General features: G+C 73.1%; 11 protein-coding genes. 3 read left to right on the top strand and 8 right to left on the bottom strand.

Going from position 1 to position 15860, the window contains the following annotated elements; all coding sequences use genetic code 11:
- Positions 1 to 82: 82 nt before the first annotated feature.
- Positions 83 to 1270, top strand: coding sequence for a D-alanyl-D-alanine carboxypeptidase family protein (locus OG550_RS14875; protein WP_327677728.1), 1188 nt, complete (start codon positions 83 to 85; stop codon positions 1268 to 1270).
- Positions 1271 to 1290: 20 nt separating this feature from the next.
- Here OG550_RS14875 and OG550_RS14880 read toward each other — a convergent pair whose 3' ends face one another.
- The gene (locus tag OG550_RS14880; RefSeq protein WP_327677730.1) at positions 1291 to 2289 is read right to left on the bottom strand and encodes a YihY/virulence factor BrkB family protein; all 999 of its coding nucleotides are present in this window, start codon (positions 2287 to 2289) and stop codon (positions 1291 to 1293) included.
- 132 nt (positions 2290 to 2421) lie between these two features.
- Entirely contained in the window at positions 2422 to 3420 is a 999-nt protein-coding gene (locus OG550_RS14885; protein WP_442905999.1) for a glycosyltransferase family 2 protein, read from the bottom strand.
- A gap of 149 nt (positions 3421 to 3569) precedes the next feature.
- Here OG550_RS14885 and OG550_RS14890 point away from each other — a divergent pair, with 149 nt between their 5' ends.
- Together OG550_RS14890 and OG550_RS14895 are read left to right on the top strand one after the other, a co-directional pair.
- The gene (locus OG550_RS14890; RefSeq protein WP_327677731.1) at positions 3570 to 7148 is read left to right on the top strand and encodes a bifunctional glycosyltransferase/CDP-glycerol:glycerophosphate glycerophosphotransferase; all 3579 of its coding nucleotides are present in this window, start codon (positions 3570 to 3572) and stop codon (positions 7146 to 7148) included.
- 187 nt (positions 7149 to 7335) lie between these two features.
- Positions 7336 to 9921 carry a CDP-glycerol glycerophosphotransferase family protein gene (locus tag OG550_RS14895; protein WP_327677733.1) on the top strand — a complete coding sequence of 862 codons (2586 nt, stop codon included), beginning with the start codon at positions 7336 to 7338 and terminating at the stop codon, positions 9919 to 9921.
- Here the strand turns inward: OG550_RS14895 and OG550_RS14900 are convergent.
- The 6 genes from OG550_RS14900 to OG550_RS14925 form a co-directional block, all read right to left on the bottom strand.
- Entirely contained in the window at positions 9906 to 10394 is a 489-nt protein-coding gene (locus OG550_RS14900; protein ID WP_327677735.1) for a 2'-5' RNA ligase family protein, read from the bottom strand. The two genes, OG550_RS14895 and OG550_RS14900, sit on opposite strands and share 16 nt — an antisense overlap.
- 62 nt (positions 10395 to 10456) lie before the next feature.
- The gene (gene trpS / locus OG550_RS14905; RefSeq protein ID WP_327677736.1) at positions 10457 to 11497 is read right to left on the bottom strand and encodes a tryptophan--tRNA ligase; all 1041 of its coding nucleotides are present in this window, start codon (positions 11495 to 11497) and stop codon (positions 10457 to 10459) included.
- Between the two features lie 30 nt (positions 11498 to 11527).
- Positions 11528 to 12853 carry a hemolysin family protein gene (locus OG550_RS14910; RefSeq protein WP_327677738.1) on the bottom strand — a complete coding sequence of 442 codons (1326 nt, stop codon included), beginning with the start codon at positions 12851 to 12853 and terminating at the stop codon, positions 11528 to 11530.
- A gap of 134 nt (positions 12854 to 12987) precedes the next feature.
- Positions 12988 to 13980, bottom strand: coding sequence for a malate dehydrogenase (locus OG550_RS14915; RefSeq protein WP_327677740.1), 993 nt, complete (start codon positions 13978 to 13980; stop codon positions 12988 to 12990).
- A 275-nt stretch (positions 13981 to 14255) separates the two neighbouring features.
- Positions 14256 to 14675: a DUF3017 domain-containing protein gene (locus tag OG550_RS14920; protein ID WP_327677741.1), complete on the bottom strand. Its 420-nt coding sequence runs from the start codon at positions 14673 to 14675 to the stop codon at positions 14256 to 14258.
- 18 nt (positions 14676 to 14693) lie between these two features.
- On the bottom strand, positions 14694 to 15548 hold the full coding sequence (locus OG550_RS14925) for a bifunctional methylenetetrahydrofolate dehydrogenase/methenyltetrahydrofolate cyclohydrolase (RefSeq protein ID WP_327677742.1): 855 nt from the start codon (positions 15546 to 15548) through the stop codon (positions 14694 to 14696).
- Positions 15549 to 15860 lie beyond the last annotated feature (312 nt).

A 15860-nucleotide genomic window follows, 5' to 3' on the forward strand; every position in this document is an offset into this window, starting at 1 on the left:
GCGGACCGCGACGGAGTGGCGGACGACGGGGCCCCGCACTGGGTACCGTCTGCTGGTGCCCACTTGCTCGAAGCTCGCACGCATGATCGCCGCGCCGGCCGCGGCCCTCCCGCTCCTCCTCGCCGCCCCGGCGGCCGGCGCGGCCCCGAACGAGCCACCGCCGCCGGCCGCGGTCGGCGGGGAACGACTGGGCCTCCCCGGGGTCCAGGTGTCCCCGCTGGCCGGGGCCCCGGCCCTGCCGGGCGATCTCACCGGGCAGTCCTGGATAGTCGCCGACGCGGCGTCGGGCGAGGTGCTCGCCACCAGCAATCCGCACCTGCGGCTGGCCCCGGCCTCCACCCTGAAGATCCTCTTCGCCGACACCGTGCTGCCCAAGTTCGACCGCAACACCGTGCACAAGGTCGCGGACGCGGAGATCCAGGGGATCGGCCCCGGCAGCTCGCTGGTCGGCATCAAGGAGGACCTGGAGTACCGGGTCGAGGACCTCTGGCGCGGGGTCTTCCTGAGCTCGGGGAACGACGCGGTGCACGTCCTCGCGCACATGAACGGCGGCGTCCAGCAGACCGTCGCCGAGATGCAGGCCCGGGCGGAGGCGCTCCAGGCCCGGGACACCAAGGTGGTCTCGCCGGACGGCTACGACTCGGACGGCCAGGTCTCCTCGGCCTACGACCTGACCCTGTTCGCCCGCGCGGGCCTGCGCAACCCGGACTTCCGGACGTACTGCGCCACCCGCGACGCGGTGTTCCCCGGCGCGGTGGACAAGAACACCGGCCAGCGCGGCAGCTTCGGGATCGCCAACACCGACCGGCTGCTGGGCAAGTACCCGGGCCTGATCGGCGTGAAGAACGGTTTCACCACCAACGCCGGCTCCACCTTCGTCGGCGCCGCCGAACGGGACGGCCGCACCCTGCTGGTGACGGTCATGCACCCGTCGACGTACCAGAAGGTGTACGACGAGACGGCGGCGCTGCTGGACTGGGGCTTCGCCGCGTCCGGCAAGGTCACGCCGGTCGGGAGGCTGGTCGAGGAGGGCGAGACCGCCGCCCCGGTGCCGACCGGCCAGGCCGGCGGTGCCGCGGGGGCGCCCGCCCCGCCGCCGCACCCCTCGCCGACCGCCACCGCCACCGCCGCACCCGTCGCGCACGCGGCCACGGACGGGGGCGGGGACGGGCTCGGACCGGTCGGCTGGATCGTCGTCGCGGTCGCCCTGACCGCGGGCGGCGCCGGCGGTCTGCTGCTGCTCAACCGGCGGCGCGCGGCCGCCGGCTGACCCCGTGACGGGGCCCGGTCTCAGGTCCGGGGCCGGGTCTCCGTCGGGCCGCCGTCCGCTCCGCCCTCCGCCTTGCCTCCGGCCGCCCCGGCCGCCGCCTCGTCGGCCGCCTCGTCGGCTTTCTCGACGATCGCACGGGCGTGCTCGCGGGCCCGCTCCCGGGCGGCCTCCGGGTCGGCCGTCGCCGTCCAGGCGACGCAGTACATCAGCAGCCGGCAGACGAAGTTGATCCAGAGCAGCAGCGCCACCGGGACCCCGAAGGCACCGTAGAGGCTCTTCCCCGCGACCGAGCCGAGGTACGAGGAGAGCAGGACCTTCAGCAGCTCGAAGCCGGCCGCGCCGATCAGCGCACCCTGGAGCACGGCCCGCCGGCTCTGCCCGCCGATCCGCGCGAACGGCGCCAGCAGGTAGGCGAAGAGCACCATCGCCGAGGCGATCGCGACCAGCAGGCCGACGCCGGTCAGCAGGTAGCCGCCGGGCCCGCCGCGACCCAGACCGATCCAGTCGGCGATCCGGCCGGCCAGCGTCGTCCCGGCCGCCGAGGCGCCCAGCGAGAACAGCGAGACCAGGCCGAGTCCGCCCAGCACCAGGCAGTCCAGGGCCTTGCGCAGCACCGGGTTGCCCTCCTCGTCGGGCAGCTGCCAGACGTCCCGGATCGAGGTGCGCATGGTGTCCACCCAGCCGAGCCCGGACAGCAGCAGCAGGACGCCGCTGACCAGCCCGACCGCGCCCGCGTTGGCCACCAGGGAGGGCAGGTTGAGCGCGTCCGAGATGCCGGGCAGCTGCTCGGAGATGTGCTCCTGGATGTCGTCGACGCGGGCGTCGCTGAGGGTGGCGACGGCGATCGCCAGTGCCACCGTGAGCAGCGGGAACAGCGCGAGGAAGCCGAAGAAGGTGACCGCGCCGGCCAGCCGGTTGCCGCGGACGGCCGTGAGGTGCTCGTAGGCGCGGTACGGGCGGCTGCGCAGCACCCGCGCCACGAGCGGGCCGATCACCGGGAGACGGGTCAGGAAGTCCACCGTCCGGTTATACCGGCAGTTCGCCCGAACGGCCGTCAGACTCCCCGTCCCGTCACCAGGTCCACCGACGGCGCCTGCGCGGCGTTCACCGGCGGTCCTCCCGGCTCCGGAGGGAGGGGCGGCTCCGGAGGGTCAGCGCCGGACCAGTCGGCGGGCCCGGCCCAGCGCGCGGACGGCCTGGTAGGCGGTGTACCGGCCCTGGCCGAGCAGCTCGGTGCGGACCCCGGCCACGCCGGAGGGCGGCCGGTAGCCGGCCGGGCGCAGCCGGGCGCAGTGCGCGGCCGCCTGCCGGAAGAACTCGCGGCGGTCACCGGGCGGGACCCGGCCGGGGCGGGAGACCACGGTGTTGAGGTGGTGCAGCATCCGGCCGTAGACGACCGGGCGCCAGTGGTCCAGCTCGGGGCGGCCGTCCAGGAACGCGAAGACCAGGTCGTACTGGGCGAAGACGTCGAAGTGCTTGCGGCCGGCGGTGGCCAGGATGTTGCCGCCCTCCCGGCGCTGGCGGTAGTGCACGCCGACCCGGTCGAGCAGCGTGATGCTCCGCGCGGCGAGCAGCGCCGGGTACGTCCAGGGGGTGTCCTCGTAGTAGCCGGCCGGGAAGGTGAGGCCCTGCGCGGTGACGAAGTCGCGCCGGTAGGCCTTGTTCCAGACCACCTGGAGCAGGTCGAGCAGGTCGGGGCGGGCGGCGAGGTCGAAGACGGCCGGGGAGTCGGCGCCGAAGACGTGCGCGGAGGCGGCCCGGGTGATCCGGCCGTCGGCGTAGGTGCGGGCGTAGTCGTAGACCAGGACGTCCGGGTCGCCCCCGGTCGTGAGGCGGTCGTCGACGGCCGCGAGCAGGCCGGGCGTCAGGGTGTCGTCGCTGTCCAGGAAGACCACGTAGTCGCCGGTGGCGACGGCGAGGCCGGCGTTGCGGGCCCGGCCGAGGCCGACGTTCTCCGGCAGGTGCAGCACCCGGACCCGCGGGTCGCGGGCGGCGGCCGCGTCGAGCAGTGCGCCGCAGCCGTCCGGGGAGCGGTCGTCCACCGCGATCAGTTCGAGTCCCGGACCCCCCTGGCCGAGCACCGAATCGAGGCACTCGGTGAGGTATTCCTCGACCTTGTAAACCGGGACGATCACACTGAAGCGGGGCATGGGTTCAGCGTAGTGGCCGGCGGATCGCGGTCGCCCGGGGGCCCATCGGGCCGGACGGTAGGATCGGCAGGCACGTACGCACCGATCAAAGTGCGGTCAGACCCCGAACGGGCTGCCACGCTCCTTCCCGAGAAAGGCCTGCGTAGCCGATGGCTCCCCGCCTCTCCATCGTCGTCCCGATCTACAACGTCGAGCGCTACCTCGTGGAGTGTCTCGACTCGATCGCCGCCCAGACGTTCACGGACTTCGAGTGCGTCATGGTCGACGACGGTTCGAAGGACACCAGCGCCGCACTCGCCGAGGCCTACGCCGCTGAGGACTCGCGGTTCCGCCTGGTCCGTCAGGTCAACAAGGGCCTCGGCGCGGCCCGCAACACGGGCATCCGGCACATCGACCCGGACTCCGAGTTCCTCTGCTTCGTCGACAGCGACGACTCGATGCCGCCGAGCGCGTACGAGCTGATGATCAACACGCTCGACGAGACCGGCTCGGACTTCGCCACCGGCAACGTGCTGCGGTTCCGCGCGATCGGCTACTACCAGTCCGGCGGCCACAGCCGTCCGTTCGCCAAGACCGTGCTCAAGACGCACATCACCGAGATCCCCTCGCTGGTCACCGACCGCACCGCGTGGAACAAGGTGTACCGCCGCTCCTTCTTCGACGCGGCCGGCATCCTCTACCCCGAGGGCATCCTGTACGAGGACGCCCCGGTCAGCGTGCCGCACCACTACCTCGCCAAGAGCGTGGACGTGCTCTCCGAGCCGATCTACCACTGGCGCGAGCGCGAGGTCGGCGAGATGTCGATCACGCAGATGCGCACCAACCCGAAGGGCCTGATCGACCGCGTCACCTCGGTCGAGCTGGTCCGCGGCTGGCTGAGGAAGCAGACCGAGCCGCGCTTCGCCGAGTACCTGCGCACCTACGACGAGAACACCCTCGTCGAGGAGCTCCCGATGTTCTTCTGGTCCGTCGTGGACGGCGACAAGGAGTACCGGGACGCGTACGTGAAGTGCGTCAGCCGGCTGCTGCGGGCGATCGGCCCGGAGCCGGTCAAGAAGCTGCGCGCGCCGCTGCGCCTGAAGTACCACCTGACGCTGCAGGGCCGGATCGACGAGTTCGTCGAGCAGATCAAGTACGAGGGCGAGAGCAACGGCGGCGTCGTCGCCAGGGGCCTGCTGCGCCCGTACGCCGACTACCCGTTCCTGCGCGGCGGCCGCAAGAGCGTGCCGTCCAGCCTGCTGAGCCTGCGCAACTCCACCGTCATCCGCAGCCGGCTCTACGAGACGGCGTGGGAGGGCGGCCGGCTGAGGATGACCGGGCACGCGTACCCGGAGCAGCTCGGCGCCGCCAACAAGCTCGACATGGTCCGCACGCTGGTGCTGCGCGAGACCAAGGGCCGCCGGGTCGTCGCCGTGCCGATGAAGACCCAGTACAGCCCCGAGGCCACCGCCACCAACCACCACGACCTGTACAACTGCGACTGGGCGGGCTTCACCGTCGCCCTCGACCCGGCGAAGCTCAAGCACCGCGGCCAGTGGAAGGACGGCAACTGGCGCGTCCTGGTGGCCGGCGCGGGCAAGGGCGGCGTCTACAAGGGCCGGATCTGGGCCGGCTGGGCGGACACCGCCCTGTACCTGCCCTCGCACTGGGTCGAGCCGGACGTCCGGATCGTGCCGTTCATCCGTGACGGCAGCGTCTACCTCCGGGTCGAGAACGTCCGGGTCCGGGTGACCGGGCTGGCCGCCGCCGGCGGCGACGCGGTCGAGGTCTCCGGCGCGGCCCGCTCCGGCGTCCGGCTGGCCGGGGGGCGGCTGCGGCTGACCCACGTCGAGTCCGAGCGCGAGCTGTTCTTCCCGCTGTCGCAGGGCTCCGCGGTGGGCTCCCTCCAGCCGTTCCGGGCCGCCGTCCCGACGGCCGAGCTGACCGCCGTCCGCGAGGCCTGGGCCAAGCTGGACCCGATCGCCGAGGAGCGCGCCCGCGACCGCTGGGACGCCGCGCTGGTGCTGGCCGACGGCAGCGTCGTGCCGATCGCCCTGGACGACCGCAACGCGCCGGAGCAGCTCAACCTGGTGCTGAACGCCGACGCCCCGGTCGCGGAGCGGCGCACGCTCTACTCCAAGCCCTCCCCCAGCGGCTACCTGCAGCTCTCCGACCAGCTGCTGCAGCCGGTGATCCACGAGGTCACCTCGCGCGGCGCGGACGGCTTCCTGCTCAGCGGCACCTTCCCGCAGCCCGGCAACCACCACTGGGAGCTGGTCGTCCGCCACCACTGGGGCGAGGAGCAGCACGTCTACCCGGTGGAGATCTCGGACGGCCGGTTCCGGACCGCGCTCCCCGCGGTGCCGACGGCCTCGTTCGCGGGCAACGTGCCGCTCGCCCAGGGCGGCTGGAACGTCTCGTTCCGCCCGGCCGGCGTCGTCTACAACCCGGACATGAGCACGTACGCGCTGATCACGCCCGAGTGCTTCGGCTCGCTTCCGCTGGAGGTGGAGGCCCGCAACAAGCGGATCGTGCTGGAGCGCCGTCACCACGACGGCCTGCAGCTGGAGTCGGAGAACATACTGCTTCCGGAGGAGCGCAGCGGCTGGCGCCAGCGCCAGCTGCGGAAGGTCGACTACCCGGCCGCCCGCCGGCTGCCGCTGCGCGACACGGTGCTCTACAACGTCGCGCTCGGCGGCCTCTACGCGGACTCGCCGCGGGCGGTCCACGAGGAGCTGGTCCGCCGCGGCCTGCCGCTGGAGCACCTGTGGGGCAGTGACGACCTGCAGGCCGACCTGCCGCAGACGGCCGGTGCGGTCCGGCTCTGGAGCCCGGAGTGGTTCGAGACGCTGGCCACCGCGAAGTACATCGTGACCAGCGCGCACCTGCCGGACTTCTTCGTCCGCCGGCCGGGCCAGATCGTGCTGCAGACGTGGCACGGGACCCCGCTGAAGAACATCGGCCACGACTTCGAGAAGGTCTGGTTCACCGACTCGAACTACCTGAAGGGCCTCTCCCAGGAGGTTCCGAACTGGAGCCTGCTGGTCGCCGGGAGCAGCTGGGCGGCTCCGGTGCTGCGCCGCGCCTTCGACTTCAAGGGCGAGATCCTGGAGAGCGGCCTGCCGCGCAACGACCTGTTCTTCTCCCCCGACCGGGAGAAGACGGCGGAGCAGGTGCGCGAGCGGCTCGGCCTGCCGGAGGGCAAGAAGGTCGTGCTGTACGCGCCCACCTGGCGCGAGGACCGGCGCCGCCACTACGGCGGGTACCAGCTGAACCTGCAGCTGGACCTGGAGGCGGCGCAGGCCGCGCTGGCGGACGACCAGGTGCTGCTGGTGCGCCGGCACTCCCAGGTGCGCGAGCCGATCCCGGGCGCCGGCAACGGCTACGTCTGGGACGTCAGCAGCCACCCGGACATGGCGGAGCTGCTGCTGGTCGCCGACGTGCTGGTGACGGACTACTCGGCGTCGGTCTTCGACTTCGCCGCGACCGGCAAGCCGATCCTGTTCTTCACCTACGACCTGGCGCACTACCGCGACAACCTGCGCGGCTTCTCGCTGCCGCTGGAGAAGGACGCGCCCGGTCCGCTGCTGGCCACCTCGGAGGAGCTGGTCGCCGCGCTGGGCCGGGTGGACGAGGTGGCCGCGGAGCACGCCGGGGCGTACGCGGCGTTCCGCGAGAAGTACTGCGACCTGGACGACGGCCGAGCCTCCGCCCGGGTGGTGGACGCGATGCTGAGCCGCGAGGCGTAGTCCCCGCGAACCGCTGAAAAAAGGGCGCCCGGTGCGAGTGATCGCACCGGGCGCCCTTTTCGATGACCGGTTATCGAATATTCATTCTCTGGGCGAACTCTCAGGTAATTATCAGGTAAACAGTTTATTGACTTCAAGAAACCTTCCCGGTAACTTCGCGATTCCTGCCGAGAAAGGTTCGTGGAAGATGACTGTCCTCACCAGGTTCGTCCTCCCGCACGCCGCCGCCCGGCCCGGCGGACCGCTGCCCGGGGACGACGAGGACGCCGCCTTCGGCCTGCTGCGCGCCCGCTGGACCGCCCGGGGCCTCGAACTCACCGGCTACGCCCGCCCCGACGACCGCGACACCGCCCGCCCGGGCTCCGCCTGGACCTGGCTCACCCTGCACCGCGGCGACCACGAGGCCCCCGTCCACCTGCCCACCCGGCCCCGCCGGATCCCCGAGATCACCGACGACGCCGCCCGGCCCGACCACAACAACGACTGGGCCGGCTTCACCGCCCTGGTCGAACCGCGCCGGCTCCGCCCCGGCGACGACTGGCAGCTCGGCGACTGGACCGTCGAGGCCACCCTCTTCACCCGCCCCCGCCCCACCCGGCTGCGCCGCCAGTACGGCACCCTCGGCGCCCACTGGTGCGGCTCCGGCGAGTACCCGCCCGCCCGCTGGGTCGACCACGACGTCCGCCTCCAGCCGCACTTCGCCGACGGCCGGCTCACCCTCCGGCTGGAACGCCCCGGCGCCCTCCTCACCTGCGCCGAACCGGCGGCCGACGGACTGCGGCTGCACGGCACCACCACCACTCCCTGCCCGCCCGGCACCGTCCTGCGACTGCGCCACCGCGAGAGCGCCGCCGTCCTGGCCCACCCGGTCGCCGCCACCGGGCGGTCCGTCACCGTCCACCTGCCGTACCCGCCGTTCACCGCCGACGGACGCGGCACCGGCGAGCCGGAGCACTGGGACCCCGACCTGCTCCGCCCGGACGGCTCCGCCGAACCGCTCGTCCTCGACGAACGGCACGGTCCGGTGGCCGGCCAGCACCGGCTGCCCGCCGCCGACGACCGGGTGCTCCACCTCAAGCACCTCGCCGACGGACGCCTCCAGCTCCGCGTCCAGCCCGCCGCCGGCTACGTCGAACGGATCGCCGTCCGGCCCGGCGGCTTCGAACTCACCGGCCACTGCCCCGCCCCCGGACCGCTGGAGCTGGTCCTGCGGCACGGCGGCACCGGCGGCGAGGTCCGCCGGCCGGTCGACCTCGGCCCCGGCCACCGGTTCCGGGTCCTGCTGCCCGCCACCCGCACCGGATCCGACGGCACCGAACTGCCGCTGCGCAAGGGACTCTGGGAGGCGGCCCTCCACCCGGCCGGCCGCCCCGGCCCGGCACGCCCGCTGATCGCCGCCCCCGCCGTCCTGCCCGCCCTGCCGGCCGCCACCCGGGCCGGCGGCAAGCGGATCCTGCTCCAGCGGCGCTGGCACGACACCCTGCTGCTCGACTCCACCCCCGTCCTCACCGCCACCGAGCGCAGCGCCTGGACGCAGGCCCGCCAGCGCACCGCCGGCTACCCCGCCGCCCGCCGCGAACCGCTGCGCGAGGCCGTGCTCTACGACGTCTTCGGCGGCCGCGGCTACGCCGACTCACCGCGCGCCGTGCACGCCGAACTGGCGCGCCGGGGCGCCCCCCTGGAACACCTCTGGGCGGTCGACGACGCCCAGGCCGAACTGCCGCCCGGGGTCCGCGCGGTACGGGTCTGGAGCCCCGAGTGGTACCGGGCCCTGGCCACCAGCCGGTACCTGGTCGGCAACACGCACTTCCCCGACTTCCTGCACCGCCGCCCCGGCCAGGTCGTCGTCCAGACCTGGCACGGCGCCCCGCTCAAACGGATCGCCCACGACGTCGACAACCCCTGGCTCGCCGACCACGGCTACCTGGAGGCGCTCGACCGGGAGACCCCGCAGTGGAGCCTGCTGCTCTCGCCCAGCGGCTTCGCCACCCCGTTCCTGCGCCGGGCCTTCCGCTACGGCGGCGAGATCCTGGAGTCCGGCTACCCCCGGAACGACCTGCTGGCCCGGCCCGACGCCGGACGGGCCGCCGCCGTCCGCCGCCGGCTCGGCGTCCCGGACGGCAAGCGGGTCGTGCTGTACGCGCCGACCTGGCGGGAGGACCAGCAGCGCGCGGACGGCAACGGGTTCCGGCTCGACCTGCGGCTCGACCTCGACCGGGCCCGGCAGGCCCTCGGCCGCGACCACGTGCTGCTGGTCCGCCAGCACGCGCACGTCCGCGAACAGCTGGCGGAGGCCGGGAACGGCTTCGTCCACGACTGCGGCGACTACCCGGACGTCCAGGAGCTGCTGCTGATCGCCGACGTGCTGGTGACCGACTACTCGTCCGTCATGTTCGACTTCGCGGTCACCGGCCGCCCGATGCTCTTCTTCACCTACGACCTGGCCCACTACCGGGACACCCTGCGCGGCTTCACCTTCGACTTCGAGGCGCAGGCGCCCGGACCGCTGCTCGACGACTCCGCCCGGGTGGTCGCGGCACTGCGCGCGCTCGCCGACGACGGCGGCGGCGGGCCGCCCGCCGGGTACGCCGAGCGCCACCGGCGGTTCCGGGAGCTCCACTGCGCGCTGGACGACGGCGGCGCCGCCGGGCGGGTCGTCGACCGGATGCTCGGACTCGGACGGGCCCGGGAACGGCGGACACCGGCGCAGGGCACCGGCCCGCGGCGCCGGGGCGACCGGCCCGGGGCGGAGCGGGTTCAGGAGAAGTCGTAGGCCCGCCAGGGCCGCCAGACCTCGTCGTCGTCGAACCGGGAGAGGCTGAACCCGGGCACCGGGAACGCCGCCCGGAACGACCGCGCCTGCTCGTGGGCCTGGTCCAGCACGTCGTCCGCGAGCCCGTGCGCCACCGTCACGTGCGGGTGGTACGGGAACGCCAGCTCCCGGGCCAGCGGGCCGGAGCGGACGTCCGCCTCCAGCAGCCGGCACTCCCGCTCGCCCTCCTCGACCCGGACGAAGACCACCGGGGAGACCGGGCGGAAGGTGCCCGAACCGCGCAGCACCATCCGGAACGGCCGGTGCGCACCGGCCACCGCGGCCAGGTGCTCCTCGATCTTCGCCAGCGCCTCGGCCGGCACCTCGGTCGGCGGCAGCAGGGTGACGTGCGTGGGTATCGACCGGGCCAGCGGATCGCCGTGCCCGGCCCGCGCGTCCTGGATCGCCGAGCCGTACGGATCCGGGACGCTCACGGACACGCCGATGGTGACGGTCCCGGGCAGACCGCCACCACCGGGCAGGCTCGTCAGCGGAGTCACCGCTTGGCGGCCGGGAGGAAGCCGATCCGGTCGTACACCGTCTCCAGCGTCCGCGACGCCACGTCACGGGCCTTCTCCGCGCCCAGCGCGAGGACGCGGTCCAGCTCGGCCGGGTCGTCCAGGAAGGTCCGGGTCCGCTGCTGGAACGGCGTCACCCACTCGGTGAACAGCTCGGCCAGCTCGGTCTTCAGGGCGCCGTACATCCTGCCCTCGAAGTGCGCGACCAGCTCGTCGACCGACCGGCCGCTGAGCGCCGAGTGGATCCGCAGCAGGTTGGAGACGCCGGCCTTCTCCTCCTCGTCGTAGGAGACGACCGTGCCGGTGTCGGTGACGGCGCTCTTGAACTTCTTCGCGCTCGTCTTCGGCTCGTCGAGCAGGTTGACCAGGCCCTTGGCGGACGAGGCGGACTTGCTCATCTTGGCGCCCGGGTCCTGGAGGTCCAGGATCTTGGCCGTCTCCTTGAGGATGTACGGCTTCGGCACGGTGAAGGTCGGGCTGTAGCGGGTGTTGAACCGCTCGGCGAGGTCCCGGGTGAGCTCCAGGTGCTGGCGCTGGTCCTCGCCGACCGGGACGGCGTCCGCCTGGTAGAGCAGGATGTCGGCGATCTGCAGGATCGGGTAGGTGAAGAGGCCGACCGAGGTGCCGGAGGCGCCCTGCTTCGCCGACTTGTCCTTGAACTGGGTCATCCGGGAGGCCTCGCCGAACCCGGTGAGGCAGTTCATCACCCAGCCCAGCTGCGCGTGCTCGGGCACGTGCGACTGGACGAACAGGGTGCAGCGCTCCGGGTCCAGACCGGCCCCGAGCAGCTGGGCGGCGGAGATCCGGGTGTTCTGGCGCAGCGTCGCCGGGTCCTGCTCGACCGTGATCGCGTGCAGGTCGACCACCATGTAGAAGGCGTCGTTGTCCTCCTGCAGATCGACCCACTGGCGCACCGCACCGAGGTAGTTGCCGAGGTGGAACGAACCGGAGGTGGGCTGGATCCCGGAGAGAACCCGGGGACGGTCCTTGACCGGACCAGTGACCGCTGCGTTGACCATGCGGGCCATTGTTCCAGTTCCACCGACCGGTCAGGAAACCTCTGCCCCCGGCGGTTCCGTCAGTGTGACCGCACTCACCCCGACCCGGGCGATCCGCCGGCCCTCCACCTTGGCCACCGTCAGCAGCACCTCCTCCCCCGGCCCGGCCGGGATCCGGACCCGGTCGCCGTCGACGGGCAGCCGGCCCAGCGCGGCCACCAGGCAGCCGGCCACCGTCTCGTACGGGCCCTCGGGGAGGGTGACGCCGGTCTCCTCGGCGAAGTCGCCCAGGTTGAGCAGGCCGTCCAGCTCCATGCCGCCGCCGGCCAGCCGGCGGGTGGTGCTCGGCTCCTGGCTGTCGTACTCGTCACGGATCTCGCCGATCACCTCCTCCACCAGGTCCTCCAGGGTGACGATGCCGGCGGTGCCGCCGTACTCGTCGACCACGATCGCCAGGTGGTGGCCCTCGCGGCGCATCTCGCCCATCGCCGCCAGCACCCGCTTGGTGCCGGGCAGCAGCTTCACCGGGCGGGCCAGGTCGCGGACCTTGGCGGCCCGTTCGCCGCGGGCGCCGTACAGGTCGCGGACGTGCACGAAGCCGGTCACCGCGTCGTAGCTGCCCTCGACCACCGGGTAGCGGGAGTGCGGCGAGGTGCCCGCCTGCTCGCGGACCTCGGCCAGCGGGCGCTCGGCGTCCAGGAACGTCACCTCGGTGCGCGGGACCATCACCTCGCGCAGCTGGCGCTCCCCGGCGGCGAACACGTCGGCGATCAACGTCCGCTCGTCGCTGCCGAGTTCGGTGTTGGCGGCGACCAGGCCGCGGAGCTCCTCGGAGCTCATCGAGCCGCGGCCGGCGGTCGGGTCCCCGCCGAACAGCCGGACCATCAGGTCGGTGGAGTGGCCGAGCAGCCAGATCACCGGGCGCAGCACCACCGACATGACGTCCACCACCGGTGCCGCCAGCACGGCGATGGAGTCGGCCCGCTGGAGGCCGATCCGCTTCGGGGTGAGCTCGCCGAGCACCAGCGAGACGTAGCTGATCACCAGGGTGAGGCCGACCAGGGCGGTGGCGTCGGCCATCCCCTCGGAGAGCCCGGCCCGGACGAACAGCGGGGCCACCTTGCCGGCCAGCGTGTCGGCCCCGAAGGCGGCGGACAGGAAGCCCATGCAGGTGACGCCGACCTGGACGGCGGCGAGGAAGCGGTTCGGGTCCGCCGCGAGGTGCGCGGCCCGGGTGGCCCGCCGGGTGCCGCGGGCCTCCAGCGACCGGATCTGGCCCTCGCGCAGCGAGATCAGCGAGATCTCGGCGACGTTGAACAGCCCGCCCAGGGCGATGAAGACGAGGACGAGCGCGGCGTCCTCGATGGTTTCGTTCACAGCGGGTCAGTGTAGGACCGGCCGGTGCCGGGACGGCCGCGTCGCGCCACCGCCCCGGGCGTCGGCCGGTCGTGCGACGGCCCGCCGCCTCCGGTGCGGAGGCGGCGGGCCGTCGGCGGGCACTGCGGGCGGGCTCAGATGAGGCCGAGCTCCTGGACCGCGTCGCGCTCCTCGACCAGCTCCTGGACCGAGGCGTCGATGCGGCCGCGGGAGAAGTCGGAGATCTCCAGGCCCTGGACGATCTCGAAGGCACCGTCCTTGGTGGTGACCGGGAAGGAGGAGATCAGGCCGGCCGGCACGCCGTAGGAGCCGTCGGAGACGACGCCCATGGAGGTCCAGTCGCCCTCGGCGGTGCCGTTGACCCAGGTGTACACGTGGTCGATGGCGGCGTTGGCGGCCGAGGCGGCCGAGGACGCGCCGCGGGCCTCGATGATGGCCGCGCCGCGCTTGGCGACGGTCGGGATGAAGTCGTTCTCCAGCCAGGCCTGGTCGGCGCCGACGGCCTCGAAGGCCGGCTTGCCGGCGATCTCGGCCTGGAAGACGTCCGGGTACTGGGTGGCGGAGTGGTTGCCCCAGATGGTGACGCGCTTGATGTCGGAGACCAGGGCGCCGGTCTTGGCGGAGAGCTGGCCGACCGCGCGGTTGTGGTCCAGGCGGGTCATCGCGGTGAAGCGCTCGGCCGGCACGTCCGGGGCGTTGCGCTGGGCGATCAGGGCGTTGGTGTTGGCCGGGTTGCCGACGACCAGGACCTTGATGTCGTCCGCGGCGTTGTCGTTGATGGCCTTGCCCTGCGGACCGAAGATGCCGCCGTTGGCCTGCAGCAGGTCGCCGCGCTCCATGCCCGCGGTGCGCGGACGGGCGCCGACCAGCAGCGCGACGTTGGTGCCGTCGAAGGCCTCGTTCGGGTTGTCCGTGATCTTGATGTCGCGCAGCAGCGGGAACGCGCAGTCGACGAGCTCCATCGCGGTGCCCTCGGCGGCCTTGAGGCCCTGCGGGATCTCCAGGAGGCGGAGGTTCACCGGGACGTCGGCACCGAGCAGGTGGCCCGAGGCGATGCGGAAGAGCAGCGCGTAGCCGATCTGGCCGGCGGCTCCGGTGATGGTGACGTTGACGGGGGTGCGGGTCATTTCTACCTTCTCCAGCAAATCGCCAGGTGCCCCAGGCACGTTCGGCGCGCTGGAGCCGAGGACGGTCTCTCGACATCGAGAGAACCGGCGTCAGGGTATCGCAAAGGGAAGCGTACGCCGCGGCCGCGGTCGTGACTGCTCCGTCACAGACGATGACGGCCCCCACCCGGTGGGTCGGGCGGGGGCCGGAACGGCGCGTCGGCGCGTCGGCGCGTCGGCACGGCGGCTCAGCAGCTCAGCGGCTCGGCCGCGGAGCGGCTCGACGGCACGGCGCCTCAGCGGCGCGGGCGCCCGATCAGCTGGCCGATGTTGTCCAGCAGCGGGAGCTCCAGCCACGGGTTGGGCTGGGCCACCAGGGTCAGCAGCACGATCGACAGCCCCAGGAAGGTCAGCACGATCACGTCGGTGAACCGGCTGCGCACCGCCAGCATGCCGACCTCGGGCAGCACCAGCCGGAGCAGCGCCCCGAGCAGCACCCCGCCGCCGATGATCAGCAGCCCGTACTTGAACCCGTCCTCGAAGTCGGCGAACCAGGTGACCGCGAGACCGGCACCGACGACCAGCAGGACCAGCGTTATCGGCCATTGCCGGACCGGCAGCGCGTGCTCACGGCCCAGCGCCGCCGCCGAGCCCTCGGGGGGCAGGGTTCCGGTCGTCTTGACCGGCCTGCGCCTGGTCCGCCGCGGTTCGCTCATCGTTCTCCGCCCTCGGGGTCAGCTGCCGGCGCGGCGCTCGGCCGCCACGACGATGTTGTTCAGCAGCATGGCGCGGGTCATCGGGCCCACACCGCCGGGGTTCGGGGAGATCCAGCCGGCCACCTCGGCCACGCCCGGGTGCACGTCGCCGACGATCTTGCCCTCGCTGCGGCTGACACCGACGTCCAGCACGGCCGCACCGGGCTTGACGTCCTCCGGCTTGACCAGGTGCGGCACGCCGGCGGCGGCCACCACGATGTCGGCCTTCCGCAGGTGGTAGGCCAGGTCGCGGGTGCCGGTGTGGCAGAGCGTGACGGTGGCGTTCTCACTGCGGCGGGTCAGCAGCAGGCCGATCGAGCGGCCGACGGTGATGCCGCGGCCGATCACGACCACCTCGGCGCCGTCGATCTCGACGTCGTGGCGGCGGAGCAGCTCGACCATGCCGAGCGGGGTGCAGGGCAGCGGGCCCTCGATGCCGAGCGCGAGCCGGCCGAGCGAGGTCGGGTGCAGGCCGTCCGCGTCCTTGTCCGGGTCCATGAGCTCCAGGACGGGGTTCGGGTCGAGACCCTTGGGCAGCGGGAGCTGGACGATGTAACCGGTGCAGGACGGGTCGGCGTTCAGCTCGCGGACGACGTTCTCGACGTCCTCCTGGGTGGCGGTGGCGGGCAGTTCGCGCTGGATGGAGGCGATGCCGACCTCGGCGCAGTCGCGGTGCTTGCCGTTGACGTACCAGCGGCTGCCCGGGTCGTCGCCGACCAGGACGGTGCCGAGGCCGGGCGTGACGCCCTTCGCCTTGAGGGCCGCCACGCGGGCGGCGAGTTCGGACTTGATCGCGGCCGCGGTGGCCTTGCCATCGAGAATCTGGGCAGTCATGACACCATTCTCCCGGATCGCGGCAACCGCCCGCGCCACGGCCTCCGCCCCCCGGCGCCGGGCCGCGCACGGGGGCCGGGCGGGCACGGAACGTACGGGTCACATTGCGGTTCCGCCACAGTCCGGTCCGACGCGCGGGCGCGGCTGGACAGCGCACTGCCGTCCGGTTGACGATAAGCGGGCATTCCCCGCCGCATCCGGCCCGGTGACGGGCCGACGGACAGACCCGGCGGGGGCGTACCCGGGGGAAGAACAGAGTGAGCCGACCAGACCGCACCGCGCCGACGACGACCTACCGCCGACGCGGGCCGC

Origin of the sequence: Kitasatospora sp. NBC_00458 (assembly GCF_036013975.1) — a bacterium.
Classification (GTDB): Bacteria; Actinomycetota; Actinomycetes; order Streptomycetales; family Streptomycetaceae; genus Kitasatospora.